Origin of the sequence: Pantoea sp. GL120224-02, from assembly GCF_900215395.1 — a bacterium.
GTDB lineage: Bacteria > Pseudomonadota > Gammaproteobacteria > Enterobacterales > Enterobacteriaceae > Pantoea > Pantoea communis.
Window position 1 is genome coordinate 253,022 of sequence record NZ_OBEC01000007.1, and the last position, 11,936, is coordinate 264,957.

An 11,936-nucleotide genomic window follows, 5' to 3' on the forward strand; every position below is an offset into this window, starting at 1 on the left:
GCGATGTTCCCACTGGTGTACTTCTCCAGCCAGTCGGAAAACACGCACCGATTTATCACTCGTCTGGGACTGCCTGCTTGCCGCATACCGCTTGATGGCAAGCAGCGCCTGCATATCGACCAACCCTTTATTTTAGTGGTGCCGAGCTACGGCGGCGGCAGTGCGCGGGGTGCGGTGCCCAGACAAGTGATTCAATTCCTCAATGATGACGCCAACCGACGCGGTATCCGCGGGGTGATTGCTGCCGGTAACCGCAACTTCGGTGAAGGCTATTGCCTGGCAGGCGACATTATTGCGCAGAAATGTCAGGTTCCTTATCTCTACCGCTTTGAGCTGATGGGAACCCCCGACGATATCGCTAATGTAAAAGCGGGAGTAACCCAATTTTGGCAACGACAGACACCCTGAACAGCACGCAGCTGGATTATCACGCGCTCAATGCGATGCTGAACCTGTATGACGCCGATGGCCGCATTCAGTTCGAGAAAGATCACGAGGCTACGCGCCAGTTCTTCCTGCAGCATGTAGAGCCAAATACCGTACAGTTCGCTTCGGCGGCCGATCGCCTGCGCTATCTGGTTGAGGAAGGCTACTATGAAGCCACGGTACTGAATCAGTACGACTTCAGTTTCCTGTGCCAGCTGCACGATGAAGCCGATGCCTGGGGTTTCCGTTTCCACACCTTCCTCGGTGCGTGGAAGTTTTACACCAGCTACACGCTGAAAACCTTCGACGGTAAACGCTATCTCGAAACTTTCGAGCAGCGCGCCTGCATGGTGGCGCTGACGCTGGCACGCGGCAACGAATCGCTGTCACGCGAATTGCTGGCAGAAATGCTCAGCGGCCGCTTCCAGCCAGCCACCCCAACCTTCCTCAACTGCGGTAAACAGCAGCGCGGCGAGTTAGTCTCGTGCTTCCTGCTGCGCATCGAAGACAATATGGAATCGATTGGGCGTGCGGTGAACTCGGCGCTGCAGTTGTCCAAACGTGGCGGCGGCGTGGCCTTCCTGCTCTCTAACCTGCGTGAATCCGGTGCGCCGATTAAGCGCATCGAAAACCAGTCGTCTGGCGTGATTCCGGTAATGAAGATGCTGGAAGATGCGTTCTCTTACGCCAATCAGCTTGGTGCACGCCAGGGCGCGGGCGCGGTGTGGCTGAATGCGCATCACCCCGATATCTTCCGCTTCCTTGATACCAAACGCGAAAACGCCGACGAGAAGATCCGTATCAAGACGCTGTCGCTGGGCGTGGTGATCCCCGATATCACCTTCCAGCTGGCGAAAGAGAATCGCGATATGGCGCTGTTCTCGCCGTATGACGTTGAGCGCATTTACGGCAAGGCGTTCGGTGATATCAGCATCAGCGAGTTGTATGAAGAGATGCTGGCCGACGATCGTATCCGTAAGACTTACATCAAGCCGCGTGATTTCTTCCAGACGCTGGCAGAAATTCAGTTTGAGTCAGGCTATCCGTACATCATGTACGAAGACAGCGTGAACCGTCACAACCCGATTGCTGGTCGCATCAATATGAGCAACCTGTGCTCAGAGATTTTGCAGGTTAACAGCGCCAGCGAATTCTATGACGATCTTAACTACCGCCGCGTGGGCAAGGATATCTCCTGTAACCTCGGCTCGCTGAACATCGCGCATGCTATGGATTCCCGCAATCTGGCACAGACCGTTGAAACCGCCGTGCGCGCCTTAACAGCGGTTTCTGAGATGAGTGAAATCAATTCGGTGCCGTCGGTGGCGGAAGGCAATCGTCGTTCACATGCGGTGGGCCTGGGTCAGATGAACCTGCACGGCTATCTGGCGCGTGAAGGCATGGCTTATGGCTCGGAAGAGGCACTGGATTTCACCAATCTCTACTTCTACTGCGTCACCTATCACGCGGTGCGCACGTCGAACCTGCTGGCACAAGAGCGCAATCAGAGTTTTGATGGCTTTGAACAATCGCAGTACGCCAACGGTCACTACTTCGATAAGTATGTGGATCGCGCCTGGCTGCCACGCACCGCGCGTGTGGCACAGATTTTTGCCGATGCAGGCATTGCGTTACCGACGCAGGCAGACTGGCAGGCATTGCGCGAATCAGTGATGCAACACGGCTTGTTTAACCAGAACTTACAGGCGGTGCCGCCAACCGGTTCGATCTCGTACATTAATCACGCGACATCGAGTATTCACCCGATCGTGTCGCGCATTGAGATCCGTAAAGAGGGTAAAACCGGCCGCGTTTATTATCCGGCGCCGTTTATGACCAACGAGAATCTGGATCTCTATCAGGATGCGTACCAGATTGGTCCGGAAGCGATTATTGATACCTATGCCGAAGCCACGCAGCACGTCGATCAGGGCTTGTCGTTGACGCTGTTCTTCCGCGATGACGTCACCACGCGTGACATCAACAAAGCGCAAATTTATGCGTGGAAGAAAGGTATCAAAACGCTCTATTACATTCGTCTGCGCCAGATGGCGCTGCAAGGCACCGAAGTCCAGGGCTGCGTCTCCTGCTCATTGTGATGAAAACTATGCAACTTAAACAAATTCAAGCGATTAACTGGAACCGAATCCAGGACGAAAAAGACCTCGAAGTGTGGAACCGTCTGACCAGCAACTTCTGGCTGCCGGAAAAAGTGCCATTGTCCAACGACCTGCCAGCCTGGCAGTCGCTGGACCACCAGCAACAGCAGCTGACCATCCGCGTGTTTACCGGTTTGACGCTGCTCGACACTATCCAGAACGTGATCGGCGCGCCGGGCTTGATGGAAGACGCCATCACGCCGCATGAAGAAGCGGTGCTGTCGAATATCAGCTTTATGGAAGCAGTGCATGCGCGTTCCTATAGCTCGATTTTCTCCACCCTGTGTAACACCGCCGATGTCGATGCGGCGTATCGCTGGAGTGAAGAGAACGAAGCGTTGCAGAACAAGGCGAAGATTGTGCTGGAGTACTATCGTGCCGAGGACCCGCTGAAGAAGAAAATCGCCAGCGTGTTCCTGGAATCGTTCCTGTTCTACTCCGGTTTCTGGCTGCCGATGTACTGGTCAAGCCGTGGTAAATTGACCAACACCGCTGACCTGATTCGTTTGATTATTCGCGATGAAGCGGTGCACGGTTATTACATCGGCTACAAGTACCAGAAGGCACTGGAAAAAGTTGACGATACACGCCGTGAAGAGCTGCAGCAATTTGCCATCGATTTGCTGCTGGCGCTGTATGAAAACGAAGTGGTATACACCGAAGCGCTGTATGCGGATGTCGGTTGGGCAGAGGAGGTGAAAACCTTCCTGCACTACAACGCTAACAAGGCGTTGATGAATCTGGGATATGAGGCGTTGTTCCCGTCAGAGCTGACGACGGTGAATCCGGCCATTCTCTCGGCTTTGTCACCGAATGCCGATGAAAACCACGATTTCTTCTCCGGTTCAGGTTCTTCCTACGTGATGGGAAAAGCCGTGGAAACCGAAGACGAGGACTGGAATTTCTAGCCTCTGGCATGTAGCACAGGGCGCGCCACAGCGCGCCCTTTCAGCGCCTTGATATTTCCCGTTCAGATTACCAAATATTCTCTCGTTATTTCCGTTTCTCACCTTCATTATTTTGTCATTTTAGCGCCATTAATTCGTCCATTATATCGCCTACATAAGCGCAATTTATTCGTGTTTCACTGAGCATTTGCCGTGAAAGCGGGTTAATTTCATAAAAAATTCAGAAAAAAATGATTCGCTCTCATCCCTTGTGAGCACTGGAATTATCGCCAATCTGCACGCGCTCGCTCAGCCAAATATCCGAACCAAGGGTTGTCAGATATTCTCACTATGCTAGGTTATAGGGCGCTTAAATTTAATCGAGATCACTACAAGAAATAGCTAAACATTTAACCGGGAAATTAATTACTGCATGGCAATTAAACTCGAAGTAAAGAACTTATATAAGGTATTTGGGGATCACCCCGAAAAGGCATTTAAGCTGATTGAGAAAGGCGAAAGCAAAGAGAGTATTCTGGCGAAAACCGGTCTCTCCGTCGGCGTAAAAGATGCCAGTCTGGCCATTGAAGAAGGCGAGATCTTCGTCATCATGGGGCTCTCCGGTTCAGGGAAATCCACCATGGTTCGCCTTCTCAATCGTCTGATCGAGCCCACTCGCGGCCAGGTGATCATTGACGGTGTCGATATTGCGAAAATATCGGATGCTGAACTGCGTGAAGTGCGCAGAAATAAGATCAGCATGGTATTCCAATCCTTCGCATTAATGCCCCATATGACGGTGCTGAATAATACCGCCTTCGGCATGGAATTAGCGGGCGTGCCGTTACAGGAACGTCAGGAAAAAGCGCTGGAAGCATTGCGTCAGGTGGGACTGGATAATTATGCTCACTCCTATCCAGATGAACTCTCCGGCGGTATGCGTCAACGTGTCGGATTAGCGCGCGCGCTGGCGATCAATCCCGATATTTTACTGATGGATGAAGCCTTCTCCGCCCTCGATCCGCTTATTCGTACCGAAATGCAGGATGAGCTGGTCAAACTGCAGGCGAAACATCAGCGTACCATCGTATTTATTTCCCATGACCTCGACGAAGCCATGCGTATTGGCGATCGCATCGCCATCATGCAGGGTGGCGAAGTGGTGCAGGTCGGTACGCCGGATGAAATCCTCAATAATCCCGCTAACGATTATGTGCGCACCTTCTTCCGGGGGGTCGATATTAGCCATGTGTTTAGCGCCAGGGATATTGCTCGTCGCAGCGCCGGTGCACTGATTCGTAAAGCGGCCGGTTTTGGCCCACGTTCAGCCATTAAACTGCTTCAGGATGAAGACCGCGAATATGGCTATGTGCTGGAGAAACAGAAATTTGTCGGCGTAGTTTCAACCGATTCACTTAAAGCGGCACTGGCTGCGGGTGAAGGTCTGGATAGCGCCCTGCTTGAGACGCCGTTAGCGGTTCCTGCGGATACCTCACTGAACGATTTGCTCTCCCACGTTGCACAAGCGCCCTGCGCGGTGCCGGTGGTCGGCGAAGAGAATCAGTACGTCGGTATTATTTCCAAAAGCATGCTATTGCGCGCTTTAGATCGTGAAGGAGCCCAGTCATGAGTGAACAAACCAGCAATCCGTGGGATAGCGCCAGCCAGACCACGCAGCAACCCGCGACCACAGATTCGAGCGCGGCAGCCAGCAGTAGCGATCCCTGGGGCGGCAGTAGCAGCAGCGCACCCGCCGACAGCACGTCCAGCAGCGGTTCCGCCGATGCATGGGGCGATCCTTCAGCGGCGAGCGGTGGACATGATGCCGCCAGCAGCGCAGCCAGTAGCAGTGGTTCAGCCGATGCATGGGGTGATCCATCAACGGCGAGCGGCGGACATGATGCTGCCAGCAGTGCCGCCAGCAGCAGTGACTGGCTCAACAGCGCGCCTGCTCCGGCTCCCGAGCATTTCAATATCATGGATCCGTTCCACAAGACCTGGATCCCACTCGACAGCTGGGTGACCGAAGGCATCGACTGGGTCGTCAGCCATTTCCGCCCGGTGTTCCAGGGCATTCGCGTGCCGGTCGACTATATCCTCAGCGCATTTCAGCAGTTGCTGCTGGGCATGCCCGCGCCCGTGGCGATAGTGGTATTTGCGTTGATTGCCTGGCAAATTGCCAGCCCGGCCATGGGAATCGCGACTCTCATTTCATTGATTGCGATTGGTGCTATTGGCGCGTGGTCGCAAGCAATGGTGACACTGGCGCTGGTACTGACCGCCCTGCTGTTCTGCATCATCATCGGCCTCCCGCTGGGGATTTGGCTGGCACGCAGTGAACGTGCGGCACGCATTATCCGACCGTTGCTGGATGCGATGCAGACCACACCGGCCTTCGTGTATTTAGTGCCGATCGTGATGCTGTTCGGTATCGGTAACGTGCCGGGCGTGGTGGTGACCATCATCTTTGCGCTACCGCCGATGGTGCGTCTGACCATTCTTGGCATTAAGCAGGTACCTGCCGATTTGATCGAAGCGAGCGAATCCTTTGGTGCCAGCCCACGTCAGATGCTATTTAAAGTGCAACTGCCGCTGGCGATGCCGACCATTATGGCCGGTGTGAACCAGACGCTGATGCTGGCGCTGTCGATGGTGGTTATCGCTTCAATGATCGCTGTGGGTGGTTTAGGCCAGATGGTGCTGCGCGGTATCGGTCGTTTAGATATGGGTCTGGCAACTGTCGGCGGCGTGGGTATCGTGATTCTGGCGATTATCCTTGATCGCCTGACTCAGTCGTTCGCCCGTGATAGCCGCAGCCGTGGCAACCGTCACTGGTACAGCACCGGTCCAATTGGCCTGCTGCTGCGCCCCTTCAGTAAAAAAGCCTGATTTCTATGGACGGCCCAGCGTGGCCGTCCGTCTCCGACGCAACACGTAAAATAAGGAATGACTATGCGCAAGACAGCTCTGTTCGCTGCCGTCCTGACGACGTTCGCCGCGACGCACGTGTCCGCCGCCGACCTGCCGGGTAAAGGCATCACCGTTAAACCGCTGCAAAGCACCATCGCAGAAGAAACTTTCCAGACGCTGATTGTCAGCCGCGCACTGGAAAAACTGGGCTACACCGTTGAGAAGCCGGGCGAAGTCGATTACAACGTGGCCTACACCACCATCGCGGCAGGTGATGCCACCTTTATAGCCACTAACTGGAAACCGCTGCATGACGACATGTATAAAGCGGCAGGCGGTGATAACAAGTTTTACCGTGAAGGCACTTACGTTGGCGGCGCTGCTCAGGGTTATCTGATCGATAAGAAAACCGCCGAGCAGTATCACATCACCAACATCGAACAGCTTAAAGATCCGAAAATCGCCAAACTGTTCGACAGCAACGGTGACGGCAAAGCCGACATGACGGGCTGTACGCCGGGCTGGGGCTGTGAAGCGGTGATTAACCACCAGAATAAAGCCTATGGCCTGGCGGATACGGTTACGGCCAACATGGGTAACTATTCAGCGATGGTGGCTGACACCCTGGCACGCTACAAGCAAGGCAAACCTATCCTTTATTACACCTGGACACCTTACTGGCTGAGCGACGTGCTCAAACCGGGTAAAGATGTGGTTTGGCTGCAGGTGCCATTCTCTTCCCTGCCAGGCGAGCAGAGCAAAGTGGACACCAAACTGCCTAATGGTAAAAATTACGGTTTCCCGGTCAACACTATGCACATTGTGGCCAACAAAGCCTGGGCTGAGAAGAACCCGGCGGCGGCAAAACTGTTTGCTGAAATGAAATTGCCGATTGGTGATATCAACGCCGAAAACGCGGCGATGCATGCGGGTCAGGCTTCTGAAGCTGACATCAATCGCCACGTAGATGGCTGGATCAAAGGCCATCAGGCCGAGTTTGATAAGTGGATTTCTGACGCACAAGCGGCGGCAAAGTAATCCTCTTCCCTTAAAAGCGGCCTTTTGGCCGCTTTTGTTCTCAATCCCCGCAAAGTTCGTGCGTTATAGCGCACTGGTACGTCCTGTCAATTAACACACCATTGAAATAATTTTTTGGGTTACTATTAACCACAAATGATTATCTACGCCTTTCTTCCGCCATGAATGCTGCTAAGCCGAGACTTACCTCTGCAATGCCTGAGGTTAAATTCTCTCAACGAATGCAATTCATCATTTTAGCTGGTACGGTATTGGTACCGGAATTGTTACGATTAAGTTAATTAACCCATTGATTTTGTTATGTAATGCGTTCAGCTAAAGTGTTTAGAAAGCGTAAAGACCAACCCAATCACGTGAGTAAGACTATTCATTGATGATTGAGTTTGTTATGGTTAGCAGCACAGTTATTCACCAGAGTTATTTTTTCTCGCGAAATTATTTTTTCTTAAAAATATTTCACGATGTGAATTGATGACAATGTAACCATTCTGCGTGGCACATTGTCAGGGCGAAGTGCCCAGGGTTATGGAACGACCTGGAATGCCAGATGTTGACAATGTGATCGTGCGAACAATCACTGGCGGAAAATATGACTACGCTTAATCTGTCACCATCCTTACTATACCAGTTGCAACTAAGAGGTTTTTTTTAAAATGGAAAGTTCGTTTACTCCCATTGAACAGATGCTGAACATCCGTGCTAACCGCCATAAAGATTTTCCGTTGCAGGAAATCATCCTGACTCGTCTGTGCATGCATATGCAGGGAAAACTGCTGGATAACCGCAACAAGATGTTGAAGGCGCAGGGAATTAACGAGACCTTATTCATGGCGCTGATTACACTTGATGCGCAAGAAAACCAGAGCATCCAGCCTTCAGAACTGAGTTCTGCGCTGGGTTCCTCACGCACTAATGCAACACGTATTGCCGATGAGCTGGAAAAACGCGGCTGGATCGAGCGCCGCGAGAGCGATAATGACCGTCGCTGCCTGCATCTGCACCTGACAGAGAAAGGTAACGAATTCTTACGTCAGCTGCTGCCGCCTCAGCATCAGAGTCTGCAGTATCTGTGGTCTTCGCTCTCTACATCCGAGCAGGATCAGCTGGAAGCGATTACGCGCAAGTTGCTTAACCGTCTTGATAAAATGGATGAAGATCAGGTTATCGCTTCCCTGTCGCGCTAATAGCAAGAAGTGCGACACAATCACCTTCCGAAATCGCTATTTTAATCCCCTTTTATCCGGCCAGCGTCTTATACGCTGGCTTTTTCGACTCGGGAAACCGTGTTGATGGATCAACACAGCCCGGCTAAATGGAAAACGTGGAGAACAACATGAGTGCGACCGCGGAAGCGCAAAGCCCGCAACAGCCAGCGAATAAAAAGAAGAAGCGCAAAGGTGTGCTGATCCTGCTGGCTATCGTGTTTGTATTGATTGGGGTGGCGTATCTGGCCTACTGGTATTTGGTGCTGCGCCATTTCCAGGAAACCGATGACGCCTATGTGTCAGGTAATCAGGTGCAGGTGATGGCACAGGTTTCCGGCAGCGTGAATAAAGTCTGGTTTGATGACACTGACTTCGTGAAAAAAGGCGATATTTTGGTGTCGCTGGATAAAACCGATGCGGAGCAGGCGTTTGAAAAAGCGCAGACTGCACTGGCCACCAGCGTCCGCCAGACGCATCAATTGATGATCAACGGCAAGCAGTATCAGGCCACCATCAAGCTGCAACAGACCGCGCTGGATCAGGCTGAAGCCGATCTGAAACGTCGTGAGCCGCTGGGTGCATCAAACCTGATTGGTCGTGAAGAGCTGCAGCACTCACGTGATGCCGTGGCCACGGCGAAAGCGCAACTTGATGTCGCCGTGCAGCAGTACAACGCGAACCAGGCGATGATCCTGAACACCGATCTGCAACAGCAACCCGCCGTCAAACAAAGCGCGGCTGAACTGCGTGATGCCTGGCTGGCGCTGCAGCGCACCGATATCCGTAGTCCAATGGATGGCTATATTTCGCGTCGTAGTGTTCAGGTCGGTTCGCAGATCTCCACCAGCACGCCGCTGCTGGCGGTAGTGCCTGCCACGAATTTGTGGATTGATGCCAACTTCAAAGAAACGCAGCTTTCCGGTGTGCGCATCGGTCAGCCCGCTACCGTGATCAGCGATATTTACGGTGATGACGTAGAGTATCACGGCAAAGTTGTCGGTCTGGATATGGGCACCGGCAGCGCCTTCTCTCTGCTGCCGGCGCAGAATGCGACAGGTAACTGGATCAAAGTGGTTCAGCGTTTACCGGTGCGTATTGAGCTGGACCCGCAACAGGTGGCCGAACACCCGCTGCGTATTGGTCTCTCCACCTTAGTCAAAGTGGATACCCAGAACAAAGACGGGGCCACACTGGCCAGTAGCGTGCGTCCACAAGCGGCGTATGAAAGTAACGCATTGGCAATCGACCTCGCGCCGGTTAACAAGCTGATTACTGAAATCGTTCGTGCCAACGCCGATTAATTCCGCGGGAGGCTGTGATGGCACAAAAACCGCTTGAAGGTGCGCCGTTAGTCCTGATGACCATCGCCTTATCATTGGCGACGTTTATGCAGGTTCTCGACTCCACCATTGCTAACGTAGCGATCCCAACGATCGCCGGTAACCTTGGTGCCTCGAACTCACAGGGCACCTGGGTGATTACCTCATTCGGGGTGGCAAACGCCATCTCGATACCGATTACCGGTTGGCTAGCCAAACGTATTGGTGAAGTGAAGCTGTTTACCTGGTCGACCATTCTGTTTGTACTGGCCTCATGGGCCTGCGGCATGTCAGAAAGTCTGGAGATGCTGATCTTCTTCCGTATCATTCAGGGTGTGGTTGCCGGTCCATTGATTCCGCTGTCGCAAAGTTTGCTACTGAACAACTACCCGCCGGCCAAGCGCAGCGTGGCGCTCTCGCTGTGGGCAATGACGGTGATCGTAGCTCCGATCTGCGGCCCGATTCTCGGCGGCTGGATCAGTGATAACTACCACTGGGGTTGGATCTTCTTTATCAACGTCCCGATTGGTGTGGTCGTCGTCGCGCTGACTCTGCAAACCCTGCGAGGACGCGAAACCAAAACCGAGATCCGCCCGATTGATATCGTCGGTCTGGTTCTGTTGGTCGTGGGGATTGGTTCGCTGCAGGTGATGCTCGACCGGGGTAAAGAACTCGACTGGTTTGGCTCCACGGAAATCATCGTACTCACGGTAGTCGCCGTGGTGGCGCTGGCAGTGCTGTTGGTGTGGGAGCTAACGGACGACCATCCGATTGTCGATTTGTCGCTGTTTAAAAAGCGCAACTTCACCATCGGCTGTTTGTCGATCAGCCTGGCTTACATGCTTTACTTCGGCTCGATCGTGTTGCTGCCCCAGTTGCTGCAGGAGGTATACGGCTACACCGCCACCTGGGCAGGTTTGGCGTCAGCGCCGGTCGGCATCATTCCGGTAATCCTGTCGCCCATCATTGGTCGCTTTGCCCACAAGCTGGATATGCGGCGATTGGTGACCTTCAGCTTTATCATGTACGCGGTGTGCTTCTACTGGCGTGCGTATACGTTTGAGCCGGGGATGGATTTTGGTGCGTCGGCATGGCCGCAGTTTATTCAGGGCTTTGCCGTGGCGTGCTTCTTTATGCCACTGACCACCATTACGCTGTCAGGGTTGCCGCCAGAGCGTATGGCAGCAGCATCGAGCCTGTCGAACTTTGTGCGTACGCTGGCCGGTTCAATCGGTACGTCGATCACCACCACTATGTGGACGGATCGCGAATCGATGCACCACAGCTATCTGTCTGAATCGGTGAATCCATTCAACCCGAATTCGCAGCAGATGTATGACCAACTGCAAAGCATGGGCATGACGCAGCAGCAAGCTTCAGCCTACATTGCACAGCAAATTACCAATCAGGGCCTGATTATCTCAGCGAATGAGATCTTCTGGGCATCAGCGGGAGTATTTTTGATCTTGCTGGTTCTGGTGTGGTTTGCACGTCCGCCATTTGGCGCGGGCGGTGGTGGTGGTGGCGCGCACTAAACAGTAGAAACAAAAACGGGCCTTTCGGCCTAATGCCAGTCAGTTAAGCCTGACTGGCATTTTTTCTTCTGGCTGTCGGATATTTATAGGGTCTCTCTTTCACCACCCTTGGGAACGAGCGCTCCCGTCGTCCCGGTAGTCTGACCATCTCTGCTATCGAACTTACGTCCTTTACCAGTTCCGGGATACGCCCAGGCGAAGCGCCTTCAAGTGTCCAGAGCAGTTTCATCACCCACGCTGTCGATTCCCTGAAGCTGAGCTGGTTAGGCCAGTATCCCTTCAGCGTTGAGGCCATTCTTATCATCTGATATCTCACCAGATTGTAGGCCAGCAGCACGCCCCACAGCTCCTGCCTTATCATCTCCGGCTTCCTGCTGCGAAGCGTGAGCCTGCTGTCCTGGAGACCCTGCTTTATTTCACGATATCCCAGCTCTATCTCCCAGCGATGACTGTAGAG

General features: G+C 53.3%; 10 protein-coding genes. 9 read left to right on the plus strand and 1 reads right to left on the minus strand.

Going from position 1 to position 11,936, the window contains the following annotated elements:
* Positions 1-3 precede the first annotated feature (3 nt).
* The 9 genes from nrdI to emrB all read left to right on the plus strand — a co-directional run bounded on the left by nrdI (position 4) and on the right by emrB (position 11,479).
* Entirely contained in the window at positions 4-408 is a 405-nt protein-coding gene (gene nrdI / locus CRO33_RS15435) for a class Ib ribonucleoside-diphosphate reductase assembly flavoprotein NrdI (RefSeq protein WP_034825480.1), read from the plus strand.
* Positions 387-2,525, plus strand: coding sequence for a class 1b ribonucleoside-diphosphate reductase subunit alpha (gene nrdE, locus CRO33_RS15440; protein WP_097118694.1), 2,139 nt, complete (start codon positions 387-389; stop codon positions 2,523-2,525). The genes nrdI and nrdE overlap by 22 nt, the downstream gene beginning before the upstream one ends.
* An 8-nt stretch (positions 2,526-2,533) precedes the next feature.
* Positions 2,534-3,493 (plus strand): class 1b ribonucleoside-diphosphate reductase subunit beta, encoded by a 960-nt coding sequence (nrdF, locus tag CRO33_RS15445; RefSeq protein ID WP_097118706.1) that lies wholly within the window; start codon positions 2,534-2,536, stop codon positions 3,491-3,493.
* A 412-nt stretch (positions 3,494-3,905) separates the two neighbouring features.
* Positions 3,906-5,102, plus strand: coding sequence for a glycine betaine/L-proline ABC transporter ATP-binding protein ProV (proV, locus tag CRO33_RS15450; protein ID WP_034825478.1), 1,197 nt, complete (start codon positions 3,906-3,908; stop codon positions 5,100-5,102).
* Positions 5,099-6,361: a glycine betaine/L-proline ABC transporter permease ProW gene (gene proW, locus CRO33_RS15455; protein ID WP_097118695.1), complete on the plus strand. Its 1,263-nt coding sequence runs from the start codon at positions 5,099-5,101 to the stop codon at positions 6,359-6,361. Before proV ends, proW begins: the two co-directional genes overlap by 4 nt.
* A 63-nt stretch (positions 6,362-6,424) precedes the next feature.
* Complete coding sequence (gene proX / locus CRO33_RS15460; RefSeq protein WP_058959187.1) at positions 6,425-7,420, plus strand: glycine betaine/L-proline ABC transporter substrate-binding protein ProX; 996 nt, start codon at positions 6,425-6,427, stop codon at positions 7,418-7,420.
* Between the two features lie 653 nt (positions 7,421-8,073).
* The gene (mprA, locus tag CRO33_RS15465; protein WP_034825472.1) at positions 8,074-8,604 is read left to right on the plus strand and encodes a transcriptional repressor MprA; all 531 of its coding nucleotides are present in this window, start codon (positions 8,074-8,076) and stop codon (positions 8,602-8,604) included.
* Positions 8,605-8,753: 149 nt separating this feature from the next.
* Positions 8,754-9,926, plus strand: coding sequence for a multidrug efflux MFS transporter periplasmic adaptor subunit EmrA (gene emrA, locus CRO33_RS15470; RefSeq protein WP_097118707.1), 1,173 nt, complete (start codon positions 8,754-8,756; stop codon positions 9,924-9,926).
* A 14-nt stretch (positions 9,927-9,940) separates the two neighbouring features.
* Complete coding sequence (gene emrB / locus CRO33_RS15475) at positions 9,941-11,479, plus strand: multidrug efflux MFS transporter permease subunit EmrB (RefSeq protein ID WP_141399025.1); 1,539 nt, start codon at positions 9,941-9,943, stop codon at positions 11,477-11,479.
* A gap of 43 nt (positions 11,480-11,522) precedes the next feature.
* Here the strand turns inward: emrB and CRO33_RS15480 are convergent.
* Positions 11,523-11,936, minus strand: a 414-nt coding sequence (locus tag CRO33_RS15480; RefSeq protein WP_141399016.1) for a transposase, incomplete at its 5' end; no start/stop codon positions are given.

Coding starts and splice junctions, on each gene's coding strand:
- nrdI (WP_034825480.1), top strand. CDS start 4: ATGTTCCCACTGGTGTACTTCTCCAGCCAGTCGGAAAACACGCACCGA.
- nrdF (WP_097118706.1), top strand. CDS start 2,534: ATGCAACTTAAACAAATTCAAGCGATTAACTGGAACCGAATCCAGGAC.
- proV (WP_034825478.1), top strand. CDS start 3,906: ATGGCAATTAAACTCGAAGTAAAGAACTTATATAAGGTATTTGGGGAT.
- proW (WP_097118695.1), top strand. CDS start 5,099: ATGAGTGAACAAACCAGCAATCCGTGGGATAGCGCCAGCCAGACCACG.
- proX (WP_058959187.1), top strand. CDS start 6,425: ATGCGCAAGACAGCTCTGTTCGCTGCCGTCCTGACGACGTTCGCCGCG.
- mprA (WP_034825472.1), top strand. CDS start 8,074: ATGGAAAGTTCGTTTACTCCCATTGAACAGATGCTGAACATCCGTGCT.
- emrA (WP_097118707.1), top strand. CDS start 8,754: ATGAGTGCGACCGCGGAAGCGCAAAGCCCGCAACAGCCAGCGAATAAA.